The organism is Neobacillus drentensis, assembly GCF_036962125.1.
Taxonomy (GTDB): domain Bacteria; phylum Bacillota; class Bacilli; order Bacillales; family Cytobacillaceae; genus Neobacillus; species Neobacillus drentensis_B.
In genome coordinates this window covers 1-26327 of sequence record NZ_JBALOA010000043.1, presented here as the reverse complement: position 1 = coordinate 26327, position 26327 = coordinate 1, and the positions used below count along the sequence as shown (strand labels likewise).

26 protein-coding genes and 2 pseudogenes are annotated in these 26327 nt (G+C 34.1%); 18 read left to right on the top strand and 10 right to left on the bottom strand.

The window, feature by feature from the left end; all coding sequences use genetic code 11:
• Positions 1–43 precede the first annotated feature (43 nt).
• Positions 44–1042: an NADP-dependent oxidoreductase gene (locus V7121_RS24310; protein WP_335548171.1), complete on the top strand. Its 999-nt coding sequence runs from the start codon at positions 44–46 to the stop codon at positions 1040–1042.
• A 124-nt stretch (positions 1043–1166) separates the two neighbouring features.
• On the opposite strand, the gene V7121_RS24305 is transcribed toward V7121_RS24310, so the two are convergent.
• The 3 genes and pseudogenes from V7121_RS24305 to arr all read right to left on the bottom strand — a co-directional run bounded on the left by V7121_RS24305 (position 1167) and on the right by arr (position 2351).
• Positions 1167–1610 carry a PaaI family thioesterase gene (locus V7121_RS24305; RefSeq protein WP_335548169.1) on the bottom strand — a complete coding sequence of 148 codons (444 nt, stop codon included), beginning with the start codon at positions 1608–1610 and terminating at the stop codon, positions 1167–1169.
• Positions 1611–1719: 109 nt separating this feature from the next.
• Positions 1720–1822, bottom strand: a pseudogene (locus V7121_RS25035) (TetR/AcrR family transcriptional regulator); the annotation flags it as partial.
• Positions 1823–1934: 112 nt separating this feature from the next.
• Complete coding sequence (gene arr, locus V7121_RS24300; protein ID WP_335493717.1) at positions 1935–2351, bottom strand: NAD(+)--rifampin ADP-ribosyltransferase; 417 nt, start codon at positions 2349–2351, stop codon at positions 1935–1937.
• 314 nt (positions 2352–2665) lie between these two features.
• Here arr and V7121_RS24295 point away from each other — a divergent pair, with 314 nt between their 5' ends.
• Together V7121_RS24295 and V7121_RS24290 are read left to right on the top strand one after the other, a co-directional pair.
• Positions 2666–3886 (top strand): aminopeptidase, encoded by a 1221-nt coding sequence (locus V7121_RS24295; protein WP_335548167.1) that lies wholly within the window; start codon positions 2666–2668, stop codon positions 3884–3886.
• A gap of 283 nt (positions 3887–4169) precedes the next feature.
• A complete protein-coding gene (locus V7121_RS24290; RefSeq protein ID WP_335495853.1) occupies positions 4170–4655 on the top strand; it encodes a DinB family protein in 486 nt (161 codons plus the stop codon).
• 368 nt (positions 4656–5023) lie between these two features.
• Here V7121_RS24290 and V7121_RS24285 read toward each other — a convergent pair whose 3' ends face one another.
• Positions 5024–6292: an FtsW/RodA/SpoVE family cell cycle protein gene (locus tag V7121_RS24285; RefSeq protein ID WP_335548165.1), complete on the bottom strand. Its 1269-nt coding sequence runs from the start codon at positions 6290–6292 to the stop codon at positions 5024–5026.
• Positions 6283–6627 carry a PadR family transcriptional regulator gene (locus V7121_RS24280; RefSeq protein ID WP_283864645.1) on the bottom strand — a complete coding sequence of 115 codons (345 nt, stop codon included), beginning with the start codon at positions 6625–6627 and terminating at the stop codon, positions 6283–6285. The genes V7121_RS24285 and V7121_RS24280 overlap by 10 nt, the downstream gene beginning before the upstream one ends.
• Before the next feature lie 463 nt (positions 6628–7090).
• On the opposite strand from V7121_RS24280, the gene fosM reads away from it, so the two are divergent.
• The 9 genes and pseudogenes from fosM (at position 7091) to V7121_RS24235 (ending at position 13061) form a co-directional block, all read left to right on the top strand.
• The gene (fosM, locus tag V7121_RS24275) at positions 7091–7513 is read left to right on the top strand and encodes a FosM family fosfomycin resistance protein (RefSeq protein WP_335548162.1); all 423 of its coding nucleotides are present in this window, start codon (positions 7091–7093) and stop codon (positions 7511–7513) included.
• Positions 7514–7708: 195 nt separating this feature from the next.
• The gene (locus V7121_RS24270) at positions 7709–8146 is read left to right on the top strand and encodes a VOC family protein (RefSeq protein ID WP_335548160.1); all 438 of its coding nucleotides are present in this window, start codon (positions 7709–7711) and stop codon (positions 8144–8146) included.
• Positions 8147–8217: 71 nt separating this feature from the next.
• On the top strand, positions 8218–8580 hold the full coding sequence (locus V7121_RS24265) for a hypothetical protein (protein WP_335548158.1): 363 nt from the start codon (positions 8218–8220) through the stop codon (positions 8578–8580).
• A 389-nt stretch (positions 8581–8969) separates the two neighbouring features.
• A complete protein-coding gene (locus tag V7121_RS24260; RefSeq protein WP_335548156.1) occupies positions 8970–9224 on the top strand; it encodes a hypothetical protein in 255 nt (84 codons plus the stop codon).
• Positions 9225–9356: 132 nt separating this feature from the next.
• Positions 9357–9569 carry a hypothetical protein gene (locus V7121_RS24255; protein WP_335495868.1) on the top strand — a complete coding sequence of 71 codons (213 nt, stop codon included), beginning with the start codon at positions 9357–9359 and terminating at the stop codon, positions 9567–9569.
• 287 nt (positions 9570–9856) lie between these two features.
• Positions 9857–10717: a GNAT family N-acetyltransferase gene (locus V7121_RS24250; protein WP_335495869.1), complete on the top strand. Its 861-nt coding sequence runs from the start codon at positions 9857–9859 to the stop codon at positions 10715–10717.
• 203 nt (positions 10718–10920) lie between these two features.
• Complete coding sequence (locus V7121_RS24245) at positions 10921–11241, top strand: hypothetical protein (protein ID WP_335548154.1); 321 nt, start codon at positions 10921–10923, stop codon at positions 11239–11241.
• Between the two features lie 688 nt (positions 11242–11929).
• Positions 11930–12265 (top strand): annotated as a pseudogene (locus V7121_RS24240) (insertion element protein); the annotation flags it as partial.
• 16 nt (positions 12266–12281) lie between these two features.
• Positions 12282–13061, top strand: coding sequence for a DUF7683 domain-containing protein (locus V7121_RS24235; RefSeq protein WP_335548152.1), 780 nt, complete (start codon positions 12282–12284; stop codon positions 13059–13061).
• Positions 13062–13243: 182 nt separating this feature from the next.
• On the opposite strand, the gene V7121_RS24230 is transcribed toward V7121_RS24235, so the two are convergent.
• Positions 13244–13660: a VOC family protein gene (locus V7121_RS24230; protein WP_335495874.1), complete on the bottom strand. Its 417-nt coding sequence runs from the start codon at positions 13658–13660 to the stop codon at positions 13244–13246.
• Between the two features lie 1643 nt (positions 13661–15303).
• Positions 15304–16485: an MFS transporter gene (locus V7121_RS24225; RefSeq protein ID WP_335495876.1), complete on the bottom strand. Its 1182-nt coding sequence runs from the start codon at positions 16483–16485 to the stop codon at positions 15304–15306.
• A 413-nt stretch (positions 16486–16898) separates the two neighbouring features.
• On the opposite strand from V7121_RS24225, the gene V7121_RS24220 reads away from it, so the two are divergent.
• Complete coding sequence (locus V7121_RS24220) at positions 16899–17471, top strand: TetR/AcrR family transcriptional regulator (protein ID WP_335548150.1); 573 nt, start codon at positions 16899–16901, stop codon at positions 17469–17471.
• Positions 17472–18469: 998 nt separating this feature from the next.
• Here the strand turns inward: V7121_RS24220 and V7121_RS24215 are convergent.
• The gene (locus V7121_RS24215) at positions 18470–19108 is read right to left on the bottom strand and encodes an HD domain-containing protein (RefSeq protein ID WP_335495880.1); all 639 of its coding nucleotides are present in this window, start codon (positions 19106–19108) and stop codon (positions 18470–18472) included.
• A gap of 345 nt (positions 19109–19453) precedes the next feature.
• Positions 19454–20095 (bottom strand): FMN-dependent NADH-azoreductase, encoded by a 642-nt coding sequence (locus V7121_RS24210; RefSeq protein WP_335495881.1) that lies wholly within the window; start codon positions 20093–20095, stop codon positions 19454–19456.
• 86 nt (positions 20096–20181) lie between these two features.
• On the opposite strand from V7121_RS24210, the gene V7121_RS24205 reads away from it, so the two are divergent.
• On the top strand, positions 20182–21117 hold the full coding sequence (locus V7121_RS24205; RefSeq protein ID WP_335495884.1) for a helix-turn-helix transcriptional regulator: 936 nt from the start codon (positions 20182–20184) through the stop codon (positions 21115–21117).
• Positions 21118–21253: 136 nt separating this feature from the next.
• On the opposite strand, the gene V7121_RS24200 is transcribed toward V7121_RS24205, so the two are convergent.
• Entirely contained in the window at positions 21254–21388 is a 135-nt protein-coding gene (locus V7121_RS24200) for a hypothetical protein (RefSeq protein ID WP_335495887.1), read from the bottom strand.
• A gap of 628 nt (positions 21389–22016) precedes the next feature.
• Here V7121_RS24200 and V7121_RS24195 point away from each other — a divergent pair.
• The 4 genes from V7121_RS24195 to V7121_RS24180 form a co-directional block, all read left to right on the top strand.
• Entirely contained in the window at positions 22017–23090 is a 1074-nt protein-coding gene (locus V7121_RS24195; protein WP_335548148.1) for a ComEC/Rec2 family competence protein, read from the top strand.
• 3 nt (positions 23091–23093) lie between these two features.
• Positions 23094–24458, top strand: coding sequence for an ABC-three component system protein (locus tag V7121_RS24190; RefSeq protein WP_335548146.1), 1365 nt, complete (start codon positions 23094–23096; stop codon positions 24456–24458).
• Positions 24445–25038, top strand: coding sequence for an ABC-three component system middle component 1 (locus tag V7121_RS24185; RefSeq protein WP_335548144.1), 594 nt, complete (start codon positions 24445–24447; stop codon positions 25036–25038). The genes V7121_RS24190 and V7121_RS24185 overlap by 14 nt, the downstream gene beginning before the upstream one ends.
• Positions 25022–26327: AAA family ATPase (locus V7121_RS24180; protein WP_335548142.1), on the top strand; the 1306-nt coding region annotated here is incomplete at its 3' end. The genes V7121_RS24185 and V7121_RS24180, both read left to right, overlap by 17 nt.

Sequence of the window (26327 nt, the reverse complement as noted above, 5' to 3'; positions counted from 1 at the left end):
GTCTTTGGTGGTAACGGAAATTGTAAAGGAAGAGGATGAAAAAATGAGAGCTGCTCAAATGCAGAAATATTCAAAAGAAACTCAAGTGGAATTGAATGATATTAAAATACCAGAAATTAACAGCCAGGATGTACTCGTTAAAGTAAAAGCAGCAGGTGTTAATCCATTAGATATCCTCATCTTAAATGGAAGTATTCGTTTGATTTCTGATTATGATTTACCATTAACTTTAGGAAATGAACTATCTGGTGTTATTGAGGCTGTTGGAAAAGACGTTGAGAACTTCCAAGTTGGTGACCACATCTATACGAGGTTGCCAGTTAATCAAATTGGAGCTTTTGCTGAATATGCGGTCGTCAATGAAGATGCCATATCCATAATGCCTAAAAATCTATCCTTTATTGAAGCAGCCGCTGTTCCTCTCACAGCTTTGACTGCTTATCAAGCATTAAATGACGTACTCAATGCTCAGCCAAACAAAAAGCTATTTATCCCTGGAGGAACCGGCGGCTTTGGTGTTATGGCAATCCCTATCGCCAAATCAATGGGGTTATATGTTATAACAAGCGGCAGTGAAAGAGGTAGATCTCGTACACTTTCAATTGGTGCTGATAGGTTCATAAATTATCATGAGGAAAACTATGCAAACGTTCTATCTGATATAGATTATGTTATCGACACCTTGGGAACAAAAGAGATAAAAGCAGAACTTGGTATCTTAAAACCTCAAGGAAAGTTAGTATCATTGAAAGCAGTACCAAATTATCGCTTTGCAGTTGAAAATAATTTTCCAATGTGGAAAAAATTATTGTTTGGTTTAGTGGGTGCTCGCGTAGATTCTTTAGCACGTAAACATAAAAATGAATATCGATTTTTATTCGTGCATGCAAATGGCAGTCAATTACAAAGAATCACAAATCTTGTTGAAAAAGAAAATATCACTCCTTCTATTGATTCAATTTATAATTTTAATGACATTAACAAAGCATTAATAAAAGTTTCTACTGGACACTCACAAGGAAAGGTTATTGTAACCTTCTAATCCAAAATTTAAATACATGGAAGAACTCTTGTTGAACAATAATGTGCTTCCTTATATAGATATAGCAACCAATTGGGTAGCTTTTTATTTATGTCGCAAACGGGACAAGAGATTGATTATTATATTATATTCTCAATCTTTTTCCGGTAGGGTTACCCTTCAAAATCATACATGTACTTGTAGAATGTGCCACGAGACTTTGTTTTTCATCATATACATGACACTCCAGCAATCCGACTGAAGAACCTTTTTTTATTAATTTTCCCTCAGCTCGAAGTCTAGATTTATAAATAGGTTTTAGGAAATTTAATTTAATTTCCATTGTCGTAAAAAGTTCTTCCTCAGCTAATGTAGTTACAAATGCTAAGCCCATTGCAGCATCGGCTATGTCACATAAAATTCCGCCGTGTAGCGTACCCATTGGATTATGTAACCTTTCAGTTGCATCGATTTCAACTACAACTCTGCCCACTTCCACTTCGGTTACGTTAAAACCTAATACCTCCGCAACAGGAGGTCCAGGTAATTCACCGGCCGCAATTTTTTTTAAAACCTCTGAATGATTCATTCTTTCACCCTCCATATTCAATAAAAAAGATTAGACAAAATCATTACAATTTTAGAACGTTCATTCTAAAATTGTTAATCTAAATACGCTAAAGTGGAATCAATGATAAGTCTACTAAATCTGTTATAGACGTTTTTTCATATCCATTTCTCCAAGAAAGGACCATTGCCTTTCGTAAAACTGGCTTCATCAAATTCTTTGTATCTAGCGATTTTTTTCACCCCTTTTAACAAATTTTATCATTTTTAGAATGATTGGTAAAGAATATTCTAACTATTCAAAAAGAAAAAAACCCCTCATTGAGGGGAAGTGTATATTCGAAAATTAATCGTATATCACATTTTTTCCTTCTTCACTTAATTTCTTTAAAGATGTAAGCATATGATTTATCTCTTCATCGGAGTGTCTTTCCCATGAAGCTAATTCAGCTATTATTTTTAGAGGTGATTTAGATCTATATGAGCGTGTTGGGTTTCCAGGAAATCTTTTATCAGTTAAGTTAGGATCATTTTCAAAATCTCCTAATGGTTCTACAATGTAGATTCTTTCCTTTGAATTAGATTTTGCTAATTCAGCCCCCCATTTGGCAGCATTTAATGTTGCAGTAAAGTATATATGGTTAGATTTTTTTTCTTGGTAATTTGATAAGTATTGCGGTTCTAATAAATCACCAATTTTTAATTCGGCTTTAGTACCATGAAAAAAAGGTCCATTATCTAAGACATCTTTTTTGTCTTTCATACAGATACACCTCTTCTATTTTTAGATTTGTATTTAGAGTTCAGTATAATGTAGGAATAACAAAAAAAACACTCTATAAAAAAAATACAAATAATTGTATAATTAAAGTAGAGAGAATATATTGAGTCAAATCTGTTAATGATTGATTAAATTAAATGATTCTAATATTTATAGTCCAGCTGCCATTTTAGGCGGCTTTTTCTTGTTAAGCTAACGGGTGCTTGAGCAAAAGATGGGGACGCTGCCACGATTCATTACTAAAGTACAATTTTTCAAACAACTCTGATAAAATAACAATGAATGGAGGGATATTTTTGAAAACGTTTGAGGAAAAATTAAAAAGTTATGCAGAATTGGTTGTAAAAGTGGGATTAAACGTTCAACCGAACCAAATCCTTTATGTAAGAGCTAGTGTGGATACGATTCCATTTGCTAGAGCTGTCGCACACGAGGCTTACAATGCAGGTGCAAAAAATGTGTATGTGGACTATATTGATCCTGAAATCACACTTTCACGCTATTTGAGAGCATCAGATGATGTTTTTACTGAGTTTCCTGAATGGGAGCGAATTCAACGTGAGATGTTGATTGATAAGGATTCGGCATTTTTATTTATAGTTTCCGACGATCCGGATTTATTGTCCAAAGCTGATCCTAATCGTATTGCGAATTACCAAAAAGTAAGCGGAGAAGCTATGGTAAAATGGCGTGAGCAGCATGATGATGTTAGTTGGGTCATCTGCGCAGCTCCAAGTCAAGCGTGGGCAGATAAGGTTTTTACAGGGGAAACGAATAGTTTGGACAAACTTTGGGATGCAATCTTCAGTTCAGTACGGATAGGGGAAGTTGAACCTGTAAAGGCATGGAAAGATCATATTGGAAACTTGCACCAAAGAGTTACTTATTTGAATGAAAAGAAATATAAGAAGTTACATTACAAAGCTGAAGGCACAGATCTGACGATTGAGCTTCATCCCCTCCATCTATGGAGAAGTGGTGGAACCAAAAATCGACATGGTGTTCCATTTGTTGCGAATATGCCTACGGAGGAAGTATTCACTTCGCCATTACGTTCAGGTGTTAATGGTTTTGTTTCGAGTAAAAAACCACTTAGCTATGCAGGTAATTTAATAGATGAGTTCAAATTAACTTTTGAAAATGGTCGTATTGTTGAAATTACAGCTAAGAAGGGAGAAGAAGTATTAAAGAACTTAGTAGAAACAGATGAAGGCTCCCATTATCTTGGTGAAATAGCCCTGGTTCCACATGATTCACCTATTTCTAACACAAACCTACTTTTCCTAAATACATTATTTGATGAAAATGCTGCAAACCATTTAGCATTAGGATTCGGTTTCCCTAGCTGTATTGAAGGTGGAGAGAAAATGACGGAGGAGCAGCTTGAGGAAGTAGAACTTAATTCGAGCATAACTCATGTTGATTTCATGATTGGTTGTGCGGATATGGATATTGATGGTAAATTACCTGATGGTACACGTGAGCCAATCTTTCGTAAAGGGAATTGGGCTTTCTAATTGATTTTGTTGGAAACCCCTTATTCGTCAGTGCATAAGGGGTTTTCGGAATGTAGGGAAATGGGATGTTCTTTTCATTATCCAGCATACGTGCCTGATTTAGGAGCAGGTCTGCTCTCACTAATGATTGGCTTACCTCATAGGCTTTCAATAGTAATTGCAATTTCTTAGGATATGTAATAAGAGGGTATAAAACTTCCAAAATCTAAATATGATAAGATGTTTTAATATTTCTAAAGTATATTTGTACGGTTATTTATTTTCTTATTATGGAGGGGTTTTATTGCAATTACTTTTTAGATATAACTGGATGGTTAGAGAAGACTGGTATCGTTGGTGTGAAGAGTTAAGTGAAGAAGAGCTTTTGCAAAACCGAACGGGTGGAATGGGAAATATTTTACATACACTTTTCCATATTGTTGATGTCGAGTGGAGCTGGATACGTCTCTTGCAGGGGAAGACTGATTTTCAGGAGAGTTTCGATAATTATAAAAGCTTGAATAAAGTTCGAGAATTGGACGCAGAATTTCATTTAGAAGTGGAGAACTTTGTGAACAACTGGGATGCTAGTATGGAAAATCAATTATTTTACGATACCATGCCAGATGGAAGAATTGTAACGGATACTTGGGGCGAAATTATGAGACATACCATTGCTCACGAAATTCACCATATTGGTCAACTATCAATTTGGGCAAGAGAATTGGGAAGAAAGCCTGTTTCTGCAAATCTTATCGGACGGGGTCTTTCCTCTTATTCTAAAAAATAATTAAATAGATATTAATTTATTCAGTATCTGTTCATAATAGGAGGCGATGTCCTAAAGTTGCATCGCCTTTTCCATTTTCTACTGACGGTTTTTTTGTGGAGCCAAAAGTGTTTGTGAAGCATACATATACTATCGGGATCTTTCCTGAAAGATCTAGCTGCTTTTACGGCTGCCTAGTATAATATGGGTATTTTAAACAACTTTTGTTCAACAGATTTCAATAGGTAACAGCAGCTGGTGGTACCGGTGGTGGAGGAATAAATGGAACCCATAATTGGTTTATACCATGTATTGTAGTGATGCAAAAATATGTAATAAACCATTAATATCATCCTTTCATTGAATTAAGGGAATATCACTATAATAGTTTAGGTATTATTTTTTACGTCCAACCAGAGTTTATCAGCTGCTTTTCGTCTTCTGAATATGCTTAAAATCAGACCTACTGCAATCATCTCCAACAATATATGTGAGCCTCCAAAGCTCATGAATGGCATGGCTACACCAGGTAAAGGTGATAAGCCCAGGTTTGTCAGGATGCTTAGTATAAATTGGCTTGCAAAGGTTACTGCCAACCCTATAGCCAGCATTTTACCATAAATGAAATTAACGCTTTTCGCAGCACTCAATATTCTCCAAATAAAAAACACAACCAATACGAAAGCAATAATCGCGGCTAACCAGCCAAATGAATAGATGATGTACGTGAATATAAAATCTGTATGTACTTCAGAAATTAAATTTGGGGTTAGATTAAGACTATTTCCAATAAAATCAGATGCACCTAATTTTTTAATATCCTTGGTACCGTTCGATGTATAATTTTGAGATAGAACCAACAGGTTGAAGATTGGCCATATAGAGGCAGCTGCTGCGAATGTTATTGCTTGTTTAAAACTGGCTCTAGATCCAAACATAATGGCTGTGCAGCCAATAATACAAATGATAGAAGTTGCTATGGCACTTGTTGTTAATAACAATAAGATAGGTAATGCCAGAATACCTACTCCAAGCCAAGATTTTCGATAATCATTCCAATTCCAAGAATGAAAGATTCCAGCAAAGGACATAACCAGGAGAAAAGGAGTAATCTCGGTAAAATTAATATTAGCAAAACCTAAGATTAAAAAAGGAACACCATCGACTCTAACACCAAAAAGAACAGTTATTAATAGAATTAGGACCGTTCCCGCATATAGGTGTTTGGAGAACTTTAATAACTTTCTATAATCAAACGTAGACAAGCTTAGCATCAGCAGAATTCCTAACAAGTAAAAGATAAGACTTTTATTAAATACTTTCATATCCTGAATCTCTGTAAAAATAGAATGAAATTGTAAATAATACATTACTAGTAATCCAAACAGTGAAGCTATCATTACTGGAAGTATGGTTTTGATATCCATTGGGGCTTTATGGGTCACGTTAAGCTGCTTTCCAAGCAACTTTACATCTCCCATACGAGCCAATGCTTGATCGATTGCCTCTTCTTCTGAGAGTCCAGCAAGCAAGGCTTCCTCTTTAAGTGTCTGAAGATGATCACTTATTTCAAGTTTTATACTAGAGTGTACATCTTTATTTCTTATTTGTTTACACAATTCTTTAATATATACTTCAAAATCGATTTCTAATCCCATACGATTTTCTCTCCTTTCAACACTTCGTCCACTGCAGTCTTAAAGATTGACCATTCTTCTTTTTTTTCCTTTATAAATTCCTTACCTTTTCCATTGATATTATAATATTTTCTCTTTCTCTTCCCGTGGCCTTCTTCCCAATAAGAAATAATCAGTCCTTTATCTTCAAGGGTGTGCAGGATGGGATAAATCGTTCCTTCTTTAAAACTAAAAATTCCCTCAGACTTCATTTCCAACTCTTTAATAATTTCATAGCCATACATTGGTTTTGAATTAAGTAGGCTTAAAATAAGAGTAGTGGTACTACCTTTTAGCAACTCTTTACTAATCTTCATAACAGTCTCCTTCCAATACATACTATTTCTATGCATAGTAATCATAGGTGTATGTTATATTACATATTTATGTGTGTCAATTCTTTTGATAAGCTTTTTGATTCTAACAAGGGTAATTTAGTAGAATCTACTCTAATCACAAGGAAATTAACCGCTTTGCTGTCATTTTATGGCAGCCTAATTTAATAGTAACAAATCAACATTTAACACTTACACAGCGTATTTATATATAATGGGGTATGCAAATAACCGTGTAATATTGAATGAACAGGGGGTAATGATGTTTACATAATAAATATGGAAGATGAAAAGTTTGAGAAGCAATATAACTAAAGTAACGGGTGCGATGTTTCAATAACGAAGGATCGCTTTTTCTTATTGATGAAAGGGTAGAATACTTCAATAAAAATTTGTTTCCTTTGTATGATGGAAATTTTAAAAAATCTACTTTTGAGGTGTAATTATGTCCGTAAAAGGTCTTAATCATTTCTTATTTTCTGTGTCAAATTTAGAGGAATCGATAGAGTTCTTTAGAAATGTGTTTGATGCAAAGTTGGTAGTCAAGGGCAGAAGTACAGCCTATTTTGATTTGAATGGAATATGGCTTGCTCTTAATGAACAAAAAGATATTCCCCGTAATGAAATCAGCCAGTCGTACACACATATTGCATTTTCAATAGAAGAAGCTGAGTTTGATGATATGTATCATAAACTTGAGAAATTGAATGTACACATCCTTTCAGGTCGTCCAAGAGACGAAAAAGATAAAAAGTCCATTTACTTTACTGACCCTGATGGCCATAAGTTTGAATTTCATACAGGTACTTTACAAGACAGGCTGGATTATTATAGGAAGGAAAAAACACATATGGAGTTTTACATTTAATAGTTTCCCTGTTCAGATAAAAAGGGGCTTCCGCGAACAGGTGCGAGAGTTCAACAAGGAGTTGCGACGGCAGCTCTTTTCTTATATACAAACGAAGCAGTTAAGTGCATGAAGGAATTGTGAAGTAAACCATCGAATAAAAGAAACTAAGAATCGGAGTATTGTAAAACAAACAGAACATAGGAGATGTGGGATATGAAGATCAATAGAATAGATCATGTGGGTGTAATCGTAAATGATTTGTCAGCAGTGAAAGCGTTTTTTCTCGACTTTGGGCTTGAGGTAAAAGGGGAATGGGAAATGGAAGGAGATTTGATGGGATATGCAGTTGGCCTTAATGACGTTAAAGTAGCGTGTGTAGGATTGGGAACGCCAGAAGGTCAGACATGGATTGAGCTAATCAAATTTTATTCGCCGTCAGATGAAAAAGATGTTCAGCAACCCTTTGCAAATACACTAGGTATCCGACATATTGCATTTGCTGTTGAGGATATTGATGCTGTTGTTGCCAAATTGAAAACGAAGGGCAATGATATTTTTAGTGAGATACAGCAATATGAAGAAAGTTATAAATTATGCTACGTGCGTGGTCCAGAGGGAATTATTTTGGAGTTGGCTGAGAAAATCAAATAATCAGACGATATGCTGACATATATAGAAACACTTTCGCTTAAATTGTCCATATTTGAAACGAGGCGTATTAGATGAATGAGTTGGAAGGAGTGCTTGACTTTTTATTTGGGATTTCTATGAACGCATTAATAATAATGGCATTACTAAGCCTCTATGGAAAAATAAACCGAGATAAGAAATGGTTATCTATATTAAGTCTTATTTCTACAATTATTTTCAGTTTCATTCCTACAATTGATAATCAAGTTGATAAAGATTTGTGGGAGTATCACCTTGGTTTTCCTGCTGAAGGTTTTGTTTATCGGGACGGTTGGGATCTAACCTTTAGCTCTCTAGGATTTATATATAACTTTTTCTTCTTTAATTGGGTGTTTAAGATCATTTTAAAACTTAAGAAGGCCCTAATAGTAAAGAATAAAATTGATCAAAACTGATAGAGATAAGATTTATTCATCTTCTTATAAAGCTAACGTGGCAGGTAGTTGAAGAAAATTGTACCAAAATTTTCAAGACTTTTTGTCAATAGATAATAACATTAGGTTATCATTGGTATTAATTACGGATACGGCAATTACCGATGAGAGGTGATAAAAATGTTTTCAAATATAGGTCTACCAGGCTTAATTCTTCTTTTTTTGATGTTAGCAATAATTATTGGAGGAATATTTTTATTGTTTAAGATTTTTAGTTGAAATTAAAGATCATGTAACGTTAATTCTCCTATTGTAGTTACGAGTGCACGAATAGAGATTTGAACTGCTGTTTCGGCAGTTTTTTCTTTTTGAACTAAAGAGGGCTTTAATAAAATCAGTGAGTGATTTAGTTGAGTGTTAAAGATAAAAGAAAAGTCTTTAAGTACAATGAGGATGATATATTAGAATTATTGTCTGAATATCTTGCAGAAGAAAACGGGTTTGACACTTTTCGTTCAAAAACAATATTAAAAGGAACGCCAAATAAAGATTTAAGATTGATTGCTGTAATAGGAGAACTTGAAGACGATAATATAAGTAAATTAGACTTAGATGATATTGATAAAAGTATCGAATTTAATGGTTCCCATAAAGACTCTTATTAAGCTAACGTGTGCAAGAGTTGAAGATCCAGCTGCCATTTCGGCGGCTTATTCTTATTGAAGTAACGGGCATGATAGTTGAACAAGAAATTAGATAATTATGCTTATATTAGAGTTAAGTTGGGGGAGAAAAATATGGATGATAAATTAATGGAAATTCCCTTTCCAGAACTTTTGTCAAAATTAGCGGTGTCACCTAAATTTATTGTAGTGGTAATACTCGCCAGTTTAAATGTATTACTAAATAGAAAAGATAAAGGATGTTTTAATTTTTTAATGATAATAGGTTCTTGGATATATATTTGTATATATGTAATAGCACTGTATTTCTTTATTTTTGGAAAATAAATAGCTATTAAACTAACGGAGGCAATAGTTGAAGATCCATCCGCCATTATTGGCTGCTTTACTTTTGCAACTAGAGGGGCAGTATAGTTCAATTATAGTGCTATAAGTATTTCAAAATAAACTAGAAGGATGTTAAAAAAATGAAGTTTGAATATAAGTTAGTAGGTGTTAGTGAAAGAGTCCAGATTAATCTTTGATCAGCAATTAGTCCAAATTGTTTAGAATAAAGGTAAAATAAAATTACTTATAGAAATAGTAATTTATCCAATTTTAGGGAGGGATAAATAATGGAAATGAAATTTAAAGTTTATGATAATGCTTATGACTTTGAGAGAAAGATAGAACCGATTTTATCGGAAAGGGAAGATGTATTTAGTCTTTTTTGGGGTGTACTTCAAGCAATTAAAGCTGGTAATTATGAGAATCCATTTATGGCGACAATTGAGGAGGATGGAAGAGTATTAGCTCTTTTCCAAATGACACCCCCGCATCCGTTAAATCTTATTTTTGTCGATGAAATCCGTTTAGAAGAAATAATGGATGTATTTATAAATATAATGGTCGAACTTGAAATTAACTTTACTTCAATCATCAGTTTGAAACCGTGGGGATACAAATTCGCGAAGAAATGGGAAATAAAAACTGGTAAAACACATCAACTACTTATGGATCAGGGATTGTATCGATTAAATAAGGTAAATGAAACGCTTGAACATAGTCCTGGTACTTGGCGCTATGCAGAAGAAAGTGATTCTTCACTTATCGAGAAGTGGTTCAACTTATTTGAAAGTGATACTGGATTGCCGATTTCGCCAATCGAGCACTTGAAAAAACGTGTTGCCATGTTTTTAAAGGAACGGGAGGTTTTTCTTTGGGAGGATAAAGGAAAGATAGTATCTATGATGAAGAAGTCACGTCCGACAAAGAACGGTGTAACCGTTAGTTTTGTCTTTACACCGAAGGAAGAGCGTAAAAAGGGATATGCTCGGACACTTGTTACGGAGATTTCAGGAGAACTACTCAAAGACTTCGACTTTTGCGTTCTTTACACAGATATGATGAATCCGACATCAAATAAGATTTATAGAGAAATTGGCTATGAAAGGATTGCGGATTCTGTTCATCTTGGTTTTGATAAAGACGAATGATTTTGTTTCAATAACTATCCATATTTAAAGGGATCTACAATTATCGGGCGTTTTTCTTTAATAATAAGGTGTTTTTTTGTAATGAGTCAGATTCCAGAAAAATACATTTATAGGATTGAATTATTTTAAAGTATAAAAGAGATTGTGATGGTTTCTACTTAAACTATAGGGTGCTTTACTTCAAGAATATAGGAGAAAAAACAATGTTTATTAGAGCATTTATTCAAGCCAAGACGAAAATTGAAGCTGAAACATTCTTGAAGAATTTGTTTGTTTTGGCAGAAAAGGTACATTTAAAATTAAAGGTAACAAGTTTCGAGCCGTACTGGAAATTCAATGATAGCTTTCAAATTGAAATGGAAGGAACAAGCCTAACAGATGAACAATTTATTAAGTTTTTAGAGTGCGTAGCGACAAAATGGAGTAGCTCATCTGACAGTTTTTTAGCAACCATAACGATTGGAGGTTGTACGATACTCCTCGAAAATTTCGAGTTTATTGAGATTTTTCCTAATGAGGTTTAATAGAAATAGAGCGAATAGAATGTGAAGTGTTCTACTTAAAGTAGCGGGGGCTCTAATTAAATAAGAATAACTAAAGACCGATTAAATTTGGTCTTTTTCTTTTTATTCGTAAACAGAACATTCGTTTGTATATAATGATGAAAGAAAGGAGATGTTCCCGATGACAATACGTGATAGAGGAAAGATAAAATGGAATTCAGCTTCCTTTATGCCTGAGGTATTCAAAATGCAGCGTGAAATTGTTTAAGGACCAAGAGCGCCAGCAACGGCCGTTACTCAGCGAATTCGATATAGAGGAGTTTGAATCTAGCGGTAAAACTATCCGTATGGGCTGACGATTAACTTCGGAGATGACTGGCAACATCAAGCGGATTGATCCGATTACACATCAACTGAATGTTGAAGTAAAGCCTGGTGAATATGAAAGGATGGCCTTCGAAGATATAGTCGGAGTGGCAGTCTTAGAATAGGCACTATAGAGTCAGTTGAATATGATTAATTTCTCTAATTCAATTAGGCTAACGGTCATACCAGTACGCTAATGGCAAGATAAATCTATATCTTTAACCTTTACGTCAGACTCATCAATATATTCCACTATCTTCATTATTCGCTTTATAGCGTTTTCTTTATCGGAAAGTCCATCGGCAATCAGCTCTCCTGCTAAATCAAGTAGGTTAACTTTAAGGATTGCACCACTGACCTTTCATCAAATGAACCGGACCAAATTGCTTCAATGATTCTGAACATAAATGATAATGCCAGTAACTTCTTCATCCAACAAATAAGAAGAAGATTATCCATTCTTGAAAGACCACTTACAACAGCTCGTGGTGATGGAAAAAGCTATATCTATTCAAATTTCAATCCAAAGTACGCTCAAATGGCATTAACTATTTTAAGAACCTATTACAACTTTTGCTTTCCGTATAAAACCCCTGACGGTGAAAAACTTACTCCTGCACAAAGGTTTGGAATTACAAATAAGAAATTCAATATCAATGATATAATTTATTTAAGATAGATTGAGGAGGAGTAAGTTGGGTAATCAAATAAAATATCAGTGGCGTGTCACAAAATACAATCCTGATTTTAGAGATGAAAATGGTTCCTATACTTTAACTGAGGAATGGACTTGTCCTTCCGAATTAGGGAAAATCCTTAATGGGAGAGAATTCACTTTGGATGAATATCTTCAAGTTGAGGCTGCTTATGTTAATGCTGTAATTAATTTCATAGAGGAAAGCGGCTTTGACTCATTAAGAGTTTTAATGCTGTCACAATGGAACATCTCGGAAGAAGATAAGACATCCCCCTTATATGAAGTTGAATTCGAGCAATTGGTACTTCAGGAAGACAAGTTAGTAAACAAGAGTGAAATACGCCTGATTTGTAAAATGGTTTTGCGAAACTTCTTAGGTTGCCAGTTATACTTAAAAGATAAATTTTTTGTGCATTTTGGTTGGGATTACTATATGTTTATCGGGTCCTATGTTAATTGCTCATCAGCTATTGAAATTGCCAAAAAAAACGGTCTTTTTGTTGAGCAGTGTATGTCGCCGTATTTTTTTACTGAGGAAGAAACTACAAGATTAGTTCAATGGAATGAAATTGGCGATGAAACAAAAGTAGTTGTGGGTGAAGAGGAACTTACAGGTATCTCACTAGATGATTATCGGAGAATTTTTAATTTATTCGCTGAGCATCCAGTTACAGGCTCTTATGATATAAAACAAGAGCAAATGGATTTTTTCCAAAAATACTTGAAACATAAGATGGATTTTAATAAGTATGAGTATGGTTTTTGGGCTGGATATTAAAGCCATTTAGAAAGAGGAAGCATATTTGCTTCCTCTTTTGGTGTTTTAAATGATATTTTAACTGTTATTTTCATTGCGATTTAGAGGGTAAATTTAAGTTTTCCCTCCTAAAAGAGAACCCGTTAGGAAGATGCCCGGCGTCTTTTTTTTGAACACTAGTACGAGCGTACTCTCCGTTAGCCTTAACCTTGTGCCGCATCCATGTTCATGTAGTTAATGGCCCACAGATGGCCGTCCAAGTCCACGAAGCCCCAATGATACATGACCCCATGATCTTCAGGTTCAGCGTGTAATTTCCCGCCCAAGGAGACCGCGGTATTCACGATTTCATCGACCTTTTCCCGGCTCTCAAAGGCCAATGCGATTGTCATCTGCGCATACATGCTCGTATCAACGGATTCCTTCTCCGTGAGCGTATTAAAGAATGCTTGATTGATCAGCATGACCTGCAGGTTGTCGCCAATCACGATGGCTACCGAATTCTCGTTCTCGGGGAATTGCGGGTTGATCTCGAATCCGAGTCCGGTGAAGAACGCTTTCGATTGTTCTACGTTTTTTACAGGCAGGTTGAAGCTCGTGAATGAGGACATTAATGCCATTTTAAAACACCTCTTCGTCAAATTAGTTATTCTCTCATATCGAATGACCATAATGCCTTCGATACTGCTATTAATTCTACAGGAAATCATTAATACCTTTCGACCGTGTGTCTTAATTTCTAAGGGGCTTTTACTGTTGGAATTAACAACTCTATAACGCATCCCAATTGTCCTTAACAGCTTGAAAATTAAAAAGTAGCGTTGTAGCTTAAACCCTTTTCTAAGTTGTTTAGTTTTTGTAAAGAGGACAAAAGCGGTTAATTTTGTCCTCTTATTTGTCCTCGTTCTATTTGTTCAATATTTGTTTGAGTTCAGACCAATATCCCTAAACCCTTGATTTAAAGCCATATTTTAAAAGGTATTTATCCGTATTTAATATAAAGATAAATGGGCGGCATGATGTAATAAATTTCAAAGAGCTTGACCACATTTTGACCACAGAACATATAGAATGGTTAAGTATTCCATTATAAAAAGGAACTAAAAAAAAGCCTGATAACTGGCTTTTCAGGAAAAGTTTTTTTCCGTTTTTCTTCATTTTATATATATATGAGATAAAGAACGTAATAAATATGGCTTGTTTATAGGTGAACAAAGCTACATCTATCACTTAAATTCATTATCTACAATCAGCAGTCCAGACAGTGGAATGTGGAAACATTGATTATAATTCAGTTGTTTTATTTTGACATATTATGGTACCTTCTTCTATAATTAAACTGTAAAGGAAGAACGAAAACTGTTACGGTGTTTGAATATAAACTGTGTAAGTGATCGATTCAACGCTGATGTTGACGCTGATTGATCGGAATGATTTAGCGGGTTATATAGAACAGTCTTCAAAGCTGTCCGTGTGTGGCATGCAACCGGCGCCATTTCCAATTAACACTGCAAACTGAATATTTCGGGCTCCCTTATACATAAAGACCAGCATAGCTTGGTCTTTTTTCGTTTTGATGATTTTCGCCTGGTAAAAGAGTTAATGATAAAACAAAGACAAATTACAACCCAGTGAATTTTTAGGTATTTAATATCTTCATATAAGGATATTTGTCTCCTAACTCGACGCCTAATAGGGACTTTTTTAGATTATATTTTTCAAGGCGCATACTATCTATTATTAAATACAATTTGAAAACTTTCGGAGCCCACCGGGTTCTAGTTTTGATATGGTAAGTATTAATGCTGCTACTATTTTAGATGGAGTCCAATTTTAAGGTATATACAAAAAACGGTGAATGGGCTACATAATCTTATTTTGATAGCAGGCGCACACATTATAGAAACATCTTAATCGAACATAGGATTTAATATGAAGCATTGTACATGATTTCACATAAACGGCTAGATATAGTTTAAAAAGGAGAAGGAGCTGCGGCTTATTTTTTCCCGATAATGGATGAGGTAAGTTGAAGAACGCTTCAAGGTTCTAAGGTTTTGCTCAAGTTTAAGGGAGCAAAATATTCTTTTCTTTTTTTGTTCTAAATGCGGAAGCTGTCGGACAGGGGACCCTCTGCCCCCCTATCCACCAGTCCTGTTGCGAAAATACATGTTGCCTCTACTGTTATCAGCATGAGTGTCCCTGATTTGAAAAGCTATTTCCTTTGGTATCCTATCTTTTCTCCAGCCCTATAAGAATAAATTTATCTATTGTGCTGTAACTTTTGATAATAATGATTAAATTTGATTGAATAAATCAACATATAGATAATAATTATCGCAGCCAATGAACTTAAAATAATCAATGAGTTGTTCAAACTAAAAAATCGGGTAAGTACTCCGACTCCAATAGGAGGAACAATGAATCCAGCGTACGCACATAAATAAAGTGCCGAAATGACCCGCGGACGTTCTTCGGGTTTCGGCAATTGGCCGGCAAACCTTAAAGAAACTTGAAAAGACCATCCGGCGCCAATTCCTTGAATTAACATACCAATACAGAGTAAAAATATATTCGCTGACTGGCCAGAAATAACAATGATCCACGGTCCCATGCCGAGAAGCACGAGTCCTAAACGCATTCGTGTAACGGGATTTTGCACCCAAGGAAAGAACTGCATCAATGAACCCACGCCTAAAAGCATCAATATAAATAACCCTGCAATGGAGAGATTATCGGTTTGAATGACATTTTTGACGAAAGAAGGAATAAGAGAAAATACAATTCCGCCTAACATGAAAAAAGTAAATGATGGAAGTGCGATAAAAGAAAAAAATTGGGAACGAATATTTTCAGGTACACCGAGTGAAATCTTAGCTTTAGCCAGTTTCTGCGATTGGGAATCTTCGATTTTTGGTAACATTTCCAAAAATATCAATGAACTCAATAGCATGACAAGTAGAAACCAAAACGGTAAACGAAGTGGTTGAAAATGTAAATATTGCACAACTAAACCTGAAATGGCCGGACCCAAACCAAAACCAACGTTGATCGTTGCTCCTGATAACTTGATTGCAGTGCTCACTTTATTGTGAGAGGTTTGTTTTAATAAAAAAGCGCTGGCAGTACCTGTAAAAGCGCCATATGCTATGCCTTCTAATATCCTTGAGGCATAGAGCATCCAGACGTTTTGACTGACTATAAAGAGCAACGTCGACGCGATGGATATCAATATACTGACTCGGAGCACCCTTTTTAATCCCCAGGAGCTCCCTTTTGCTCCCACGATAAGCAAGGTCGGTAGTAAGAAAACGGCATAAACGGCAAACAAAATAGTAATTTCCATACTGCTAAGCTGATAATGCTTCCCGTATACAGGGAACAATGAGGAAATAAATGTAGCCCCACAGGACATCATTAGCATAATCCAAAGCATTCTTTTCATATCATTTCTCCTTTTATAAATTTACCAATATTAGTAAGTGATCAACTATTCATCTTCAGCAGGCCCAATTCCATCAATTGGTTCAAATTTCCTGCTGGCATATTTTTCAAAGGATATGATTATCCGTTCCAAGACTATTGATAACATATCACTACCCATAAATCGCTTATACGCATCTTAAGAGCGAATGAATCCTCGTCTTTATTTCTTGGTTTTGCACCTATAACATACACGTTTTCCTAAAGATTATTCTGTGCTGCTCCCCCCATCTACCATGGAATGAAATTGACAGTCTCTGAACTCTTCATTAAAATAGAGGAGACAGGTCTGTCCTGCGCATACCCACATGATACAGACAGTTCTGTCCTGTGTCAACTAAATTTTAATAACCTAAAAAGAAGAGGGGCACTATTATGACAAAAGAATCTGCTAAGGAACGTATTTTACGAGTAGCAGAAGAATTATTCTATTCAGAGGGAATACGTGCTGTAGGAATAGATCGGATTATAGCCGAGTCTGGGGTTGCCAAATCCAGCTTTTACAGAAACTTTGCAACAAAGGATGATCTTGTGATAGCTTTTCTGGAACTTCGTCATAGTCGAAACCTCAACAGGATCGAAGAAACAAGAAAAAATTACCCAGACGAACCAGTCAAGCAATTGTATCATTTGATTAAAAACTTTTCAGAAGTTATACAGAAACCTGATTTTCGCGGGTGTCCCTATACGAATACGCTCCTTGAGTTTCCAGATACCACGCATCCTGGTCACCAGGCTGCTTTGAAATGTCGTATAAATCATGAGGGCACGATTTCACAAATTGCCCGCGAAGCTGGGGCAAAATATCCTGAGGCTTTAGCTGCACAATTGGAAATGCTATATAGTGGAGCTCTCGTGGATACTTATATTCACAAGCCTGAATTAGGTAGCGATAATTTTTATAACGCGGCAATGCTTTTGATTCAAGCTCATCTAACTAACGTTTAAGATGATTCTCTACATGATATGTATGTGCAGTTAAAACTGTAGTTTCATGCTGTCGTGCAGATATTCGTCTAACAACCGTATTGTCTGCATTAAGTATTTATGGGAAGTAGAAATTGTGAGTGTGAGTCCAAGGTACCGACCGTTTTCTATTTATAAGAAAAGAGGATTTGAAATTCCGTTATTCAAGATTACATTCTTCAATACTTAGCGCATTTGAATCCACTTAGAAATGAAACAGCTCCTGAAACCAGAATAATGATAATAACCCAATAAGTAGACAATAAAATTAATGTGCAGTATTACTAGAATAAGTTTTACGCAATCGGGCGCTTTTCTTTAATAAGAAGGCGTCTTTTTGTAATGAGATTATGTTTAAGTATAAAAGAGAAAAGAATTGAGGCATTGGCAGGCGAATGACTGAATTCAAGATTGTGAAGAGATGTATTTAAACAAACGGGTGCATTAGCAAAATATTAGAGCTGCCAATTGTGGCAGTTTTCTTATTGTGCAAACGTAAGCAGGCTAGTTGAATATGAACATTTATGACCCATTCTAAAGAAACAACAGAAATAAACAAATGTTCTTATTCAGCTAACAGGTGCATTACTTGAACAACAGTATTGCCTTTTCTTATTGAACGGGGCAGTTTAGTTAAAGAAGGGTATAAAAAGAAGGAGCATTGACACATAACAAAAAAGACCCTTAAATGGGTCTTAAAATGGTCTGATCAAAGCTAGGATGAAACTCTAAGTTATTTTTTTTATAAAGGAACGTGTCCTTGATTTTGTACGTTAACCTTGATTCGATTGAAATTTGGTATTTCGCTTCTTTAGGACTATTTGTTTCTATGAACGCAACTATACCAAACCATAAAAATGCTTGTCGAAAACCTTCATTTAAAGCGGTAATCGGGTTTCCTGCATCACTAGAGGCAGTTGTAGCCCCAGCAATCGCAAGTAATATAAACCTAGATCAGACCCTTGTGTTTTATTGTATGATTAATCTTTCCAGGGTGAGTGTAATAACAATTCACAGTAATTTTTTTGTTTATAGTTCGGTTCAAAGAATTTAATGACATCAGAATTCATATTACCATAGGTGGTTTCTGGTTTGTGCTTAAAACCTTCATAGAAAGCAGGAATCATATCTTGTTTGAAATTATTACGTGGGAATGCTTTTATAATTCCTTCTCTCAAATCAACTGGAAATTGTTCAAAACCTTTCCCAACAACATCTAAAGATACACCTGAGTTCAGTAATGATACTTCAGATTCTTTATGTTCCGCTATACCAACTGTTGTATGCAATGCCACTGCATCCCAAACAAGACGGATTGACTCTTCTGGAACTTGATAATGTAGCAAAAAGCTTCTTGCAGCATTTGCACCATCTACTTCAAATCGTAAATCTGGACTACTATACTCCTTTGTTAACCCTAAATCATGGAATAATGCACTGATATATAGTAACTCTAAATCAAATTTCTTATTAGCCCTTTTACCGGTAATGGCACCAAATAGAAATGCACGATTTGAATGGTTCCATAATAAATCACCTCCGTGTTCTTTTAAAATATCTTGTGCATCCCTTGCTAATATAGTATCCGGAATTTTAATACCTGCTACTTCATTAAGCATAATCTAAAACACCTTTCAATTTTAATAGTCTCTTCTAAAGAAGGAAAATCTGTTTCCTGCATATCCGCAAAGACAATATGTCCAGTTCTTGAAAGTGCTAGAGCGGTAAAAACACCAAATCCACTTGAAGCTCCTGTTATACCTTATAACTTTTTTTCTTTACTAGTCATTATCATCCCTCCTTATTTTAATTATGCAAGTCCGCCACTTAAAAATATAATCTGTCCATTATTCCAACGTCCCCTGCACTATTTTATTTATAACTTTATTGTAGGGGGCGTTTTATGGAGTGAAAACTATGGCTTTTTCTTCAAAAAATTCACAGTCTAACCTAAGACCATAAAATCATTCCTCATAAAAATGCCTAAAACCTTCCTCCAAACTCAAATCCGCTGTCTCCCAAACCTCATCTGCGGACAAAACATTCGTCCCTTGCGCACGCACCAAATCAAACTGATTAAATCCCATAATATTAGTAAACACCTCTTTCAAATAATTGGGCGCAAAATCCAACGCAGTATAACGATCATTATTAGTATAAATCCCACCAGAAGCCTGCATCAAAAGCAACCGATAATCATCCGTCATCAATCCCACAGAACCAGATTCAGTATACTTAAAAGTTTCACGAGCAATTAAAATATTATCCATATAATCTTTTAACCGAGAAGTAATATTAAAATTATGCAATGGCGTTGAAATGACAATACGATGATGCTCCTTAAACTGAGCCAAAAAAGCAGCAGATTGTTGTGCAATAACCGTTTCAACTGGACTCAACATCTCCCCAACTCGCTGTTTATCCCAAATAGCTAGCAACCCATCGGCTTCAATTCGCGGAATATTCATTTCATAAAGATTAATAACGGTCAGTTCACCATCTGAGAACTTCTCCCTATATTTCTCCACAAATTTCTCTTGCAATTGAACAGAAAAATGATTGTGGTTTGTAAAATCTGGGTGTGCATTAATAAGCAGTGTTTTCATATAAAATCTCCTTTATTTTTGATATACTTAGTGTACTATCAAAAGGTGACAATTTACGACACCATTATACTGAAACGGAGAAATAAATGAAAAAAGCAGAACGACTCAATCAAGAGCTCATTTTCTTGAGTAATAAACATGAATTTCAATTAAAAGATTTAATGGAAGAATTTCAAATATCAAAAAGAACAGCACTAAGAGATATTGAAGAACTAGCTGCAATGGGCTTGCCATACTACACAGAAAGTGGTCGATATGGGGGATACAAATTAATTAACCAAACCCTACTACCTCCAGTTTATTTTAACAATGATGAGATTCGAGCGATTTTTTTCGCGTTAAATGCTTTAAATATGCTTTCAAGCACGCCCTTTGAAAAATCTTATACACATATCCGGCAAAAATTATTAGCTACGTTACCTCAGAATCAGCAAGAATATCTTGATAGGATGCTTGAAGTGGTTCACTACTATGGTGTTGCTCCAATTAATTCACCAGGATCTCTTGCGCTTATATTAACAGCTATTATGGATGAAAAAATTGTTCGCATGATTTATTCTCAATATGAAACAATCAAAATTGAGCTTCAAATTTATGAATTGTTTTATCGAAATGGCATTTGGTTTTGTAGTGCTTATGATATGAACCAAAAAATGTGGGGGACTTATCGCTGTGATTATATGTCTGATTGTGAGATTCTTGAAGAAATTGAACATACCTACTCAATGCAAGAGCTGAAGAATTTTCGAGAGGAGTATGAAAAGAACTATCATAAAATCCCTTTTCGTGCCCGATTAACTTTATTTGGAAAAGAGTTATTTTTGAAGCATCATTATCCGAATATGGTGTTGGAGGAGCAAGATGGTGGTGCTGCTTATTTGACCGGTGGTTATAATGAGGAAGAACTTGGTTATATGACGCATTATCTTTGTTCTTATGGAAAGCATGTGAAGATTGAATTTCCGGAAGAGCTTAAGGAAAGCTATCTTCGGCAGCTTGAGGAAATAAGGCATCAGTATTAATAATTGAGGTATAGTCTTTTGTCGGATTAGAGGTTATCAATTTGGTTAAGTCGGTTACTGTATTTCTAGCCAAAATCACCCTTCAGACATTTTTGATAATGGTCTTAGAATCGACTAATACATGTTGACTAAAAGCTTATTGATAATCCTCATCTTTTAAGGTGCTCATTACTTTCACCATTGAAACGGCTTTTTGGAAGTCTGACAGCTTGTTATCCAGGTCCGCTACCATCACATTACCAGTGACATACTGTACCAATCCTTTTTTCACTTGGATTAACTCATTTCAAATTAAGAACATAAGTGTTGAGAAGTTTAGAGAGAGTATAAGGTCTATGGTAGAAGCATTTAAAGAAGAGATGAAGCGTGTTACTATATCATCACATTATTTCGTATAAATATTAATGAAACCTGTATATTGACAGCTTTTTTCTTATCCGAAGTTCGGCCATAAATAGATATTGTGAAGTATTGTACCTAAAGTAACGGGGGCATTACTTGAATATCTTACTGGATTGAAAGCAATTATATCCATCAGCAAAATCAGTCGCATCATTGGACAAAGAGAAGGCCTTATTTCAATACCGGACTTATTTATGAATTAATAAACTAATTAATGGCTCTCAATGCGAGGAGCCATTTTTTTTCAAATACAATGGGCCATTTGATAGGAGACTTACATCTTGCAATTTCGAAGGTCATGTAGATGAGGGTAGTCAGGAGTGATTGCAGCTTTTTTAAGTGGTTATTTTATAGGAACACATTTTTCTGTTGAAGTGAACATTCGGAAGCAGGATAGAAATAAAATGTTAACTGGTTTTAAAAGATTCTCGACTAAAATAAATCGCTTACTTATACTGGAAAGTAGCAGAATAAAAAAATTATAAGAGGTATTACAAATGAGTATTCATATTAAATCACTGCCCGCACATGACGGGGATTGTTTTATCATTAGTTTCGGAGAGCCAGGTTCAATAAAAAATATAATAGTTGATGGTGGCAGAAGAAAGCCAGTGAGAAAAAGGTTAAAAGAGGAATTGGATTTAATTAAAACCAATAATCAAAAAGTGGATTTATTGATAGTAACGCACATTGACGAAGATCATATTCAAGGGATATTAAAATTATTTGAGACAGATGAGGTAGATAAGACAATTGTAGAAAAGGTTTGGTTTAATTCAAAAGAAAATCTTTCTATCTATTTCAACGGACAAGAACAGTTGGATGAAAAATTAATAGTATCCAATAAACATAATGATGGCAATATTAGCTATCAGCAAGGGATATCATTCGGTAAATTACTTCATGTTCTTGGACTAAGCGATAAAAACCTTGTATTTGGTGGACAAGTATTTTCCCTAGGAGAGGCAGTAATAAAAGTCTTGTCTCCCGATATCAAAGATCTTGAGAAAATCTATAAAGATTGGGAAAAGGAGTTTCCTTCCGTGGTATCTGACGGTGAAACTATCTCTAGTAAGGATACTGATTACGGACAAACTATAGAACAGCTAATACTAAAACCATTTAAAGAAGATACACAACTATCAAATGGGAGTAGTATTGCCTTTTCAATTGAATACAAAGGAAAGAAAATGCTTATGTTAGGTGATTCGTTTCCTTCCACAGTTATTAAATACATACGAGCCTTTTATCTAGCAGAAAAAGAAAAAGTCAAAATTGATTTAACAAAAGTATCCCATCATGCTAGTAAATTTAATACTAATTATGAGTTCTTGAACTTAATAGATTGTAAAAATTATCTTGTAAGTACGAATGGAAAATCACATGGTTTACCAAATAAAGAAGCGCTTGCGAGAATACTTGAAACTAGTAAAACAGGAAATGTAAAAACTAAACTTTTCTTTAATTATCCAGATTACTTTTCCTATATTTTCTCGGAAAAAGAAATGGAAACATATAATTTTGAATGTATTTATCTAGGAACAGAGAAAGAGGATCAATTGGAGGTTTAGGATGTGGAAATATTTAGGCATTTAGCGGTTAAGGTAAATGGATTGAATAACTCACGCGGTAGTGGAATGTTATACGAAATTTCAAATGATGGTAAAAATAAGTATGTTTTAACTGCCCAACATTGTCTAACAAATGACAAGAATAAAAGGAGTTTCACAGAAGATGAAATAAGTAATATTGAGATTAGAGATTTTGAAGGGACAAAGCTATCTATCTGTGACGTTAAAGTACCTATAAACGTTAATTTAGACTTTGCAGTTATAGAAATCAATACAGAAAAGGTGTATCCAAATATTAGTATAGAGAGTGCAACAAGAGGAATGGATTGTATTTTTTTTGGTTTCCCGAAATATCTTGAGGCTGATAATAATCCAGGTGAACCTATGGCGGGACATATAATTGAAGTTTTAGATGAACATGTAACTCTTCAAAATGGAAATGGGAACTTAGATGATAGTGAATCCGATGCAAAAGAAAATACTGTAGGTTTTTCAGGGTCGGGGCTTTATACAATCGGGAATAACGAACCACACCTTATTGGAATAGTAATAAGATTACGAGGAGTTAAAGGTAAGCATGGTAAGCTGCAAGCATTAAAAATAGAAGTTGTTAATAACTTTTTAAAAGAAAAAAATATGCATGAGTTAATACCCTATGAGTTAAGTGCCTTCGATATGTATTTAGATTTAATTATTAACGAACAAGATGACAAGGTAAAAGTGATTCTTCGAAAACACTTTAAAGAAAATGTTATTGATTTAAAACCACTATATATTTATCAAAAATTAAAACACAAACTTTTTATTCCTTATAACTTTGATGGACAATATTTGAATGTGAAACTATGGGAAGGTTGGCTTAGATTAATTATCTATATATGTATTTATAAGGGTGTAGAAATAAAAACGGACACTATCGAGCAACATATCTCTCTTGGGAGTAGCAGTGAGTCAAACAATAGATTTTACTATTCAGAGGCAAAAAGGATGGCAACCTTTGTAAGAGAATTATATACAGAGGCATATCGGGATATTTCCAATAATGACAATATTTTTGTGAATAGTGAGAAATTTGCAGGCCCTCAATCTGTAGGACAAGGAGATATACATAATATCATTCAATGTATTGATAGCGTAATGTTCGAAAATGGAATTGATATAACAAATGAAAATGAATATAAAAAAGTAAAAATAATACATATTGACCATATTTATAACCAATTGGAGACGGAATTAATTAGATTTATCACTTCGACAACTACTACAAAACAATTACAAGAAAAATGTGTAGAGTGCTTAATAAGTTTGTTTGCTGAAATCGAATCACCAACTCAAGAGAGTGAGGCATCTAAAATTGAAATTAATTAAAATAGAGAACATCCATGAGATTCTTGAATCTTATGACGAAGAAACCTTTAAGATTAATTGCTTTCAATACCCATCCGACCAAGGTAGTTATAATTTTTATTTATTCACATCTTATTGTAATACTGAATCTGAGCTAGAGCGGAATTATCAATCCCTAAATGATATTATTGCATTTGAATTCCAAAGAAAATTACTTTTAGATATTGAAAAGTGGAATCTCTATATCTTTTTCTTTGTAAAAGAAGATATTTCTGAAGAACTAAAGGTTCAGATAGAACAAGATAAATATGCTACGAGAAAAATTGTTTATAAACATTTAGGCAAGGAACCATCTGAAGAGGAACAAAAAGATATTATTTTCGATAAATTATTTAGACTAAATATTAGAACCTCACCATCAAGTAAAACAGAGGTAAAATCCAAACTTTCTGAATTGATTAAAGAGGAGGATCCATACTTATTAAAATTAATTATGGAAGTAAAGGGAATTAGTGATGATAATCAAAGGAAGTTACGTACAAAAGGGTTGCCCTATATACAAAGTTACTTGGAGGTGAAAAAGAATGTCTCGAAAAATTAAAAGGGTTGAGATTGAATCTTTCCGCGCTTATGAGGAAAAAGAAATATTTGATATGAGTATTTCGGATGACATTGCAAATCTTGTTGTAATTTATGCACCTAATGGTTCGGGAAAAACCTCTTTTTTTGATGCAATTGAATGGGCTTTATCTGGGGAAATTAGAAGAATTTCTAATAATACTCGTGTAAAAGAAATAGCAGAGTTAGAAAAAGGATATATTTTAAAAAACAAGTATAGTCATTTAACCACTGGTTCCGTTGAAATTAATTTTTCTGATGACAAAAAATTAAAAATATCTACAAGAGAACTAAAAGGAAATAGAAAAACAGACTATAAACCCGGTATAAATTTATATAAAAATACAGAAATTCAAAATGGATATTTTCAAGACTTTATAAATAAAAATTTATTAACACATGATCAAGTAGATAAGTTTTTAAGGTTTCAAAATTCACGAGAAAGGTATGAGGCCTTAAAAGTATTTTGGGATTTTAATGATGAGACTTCTATATACACAAACTTAGCATTTATTTTACAAGAGATTGAAATAGGGATAAAAGATGTTAATGAAAAGATTAGAGAAGTGGAGGTAGATTTAGAAAAATATCAGTTAGATAATAAGTTATTGTTGAGCTTGAATGAAAAAATTTCTTCCATAAATGAATCCTCAGACAAAAGATCAAAAATTGAAATTTTAGATGGTCAAACTAAAAATGCTGAAATTGTTTTAAAACAAGCTATTACCAAAAAATCTATAAATGAAGAGTTCTGGTATAAGTTAAATTATCAGAGTAAAGATATACATTTCTTATTAGAAAATTTCCAATCATTTTCAAATAAGCTTACTGAGTTAGAAAGAAATCAGGAGTTACTAAACAAGTTAATAAAAACAAAAGAAAGTATGGAATTATTTCAAACTAAAGAAAGTACTAAAGAAGAAATTATAATAAATCTAAACAGTCTTGAGAGTAGATTAAATGATATTACATTTTTATTGACTCATCATCAAGAAGTAAAAGAGATAGAAAAGAAACAAAATAACCTTAAAAATGATAAAAATGTATTACTCGAGGAATTAGAGCTTATCAGTAGACAAATAATTAACGTAGAAGAAACCTTATCGAAAAATAATGACTTAATAAGTAATAAGAAATTAGAGTTAAATAATTTTTCTATAAAGCAAAAAAAAGTAAATGAATTTTTAAGATACATAGGGTTAAATGAAAAAAGGTTAAAACTTGAAAGTGAAATGGAATTTATTTCAAATGAATTAGATGTAAATCAAAAAC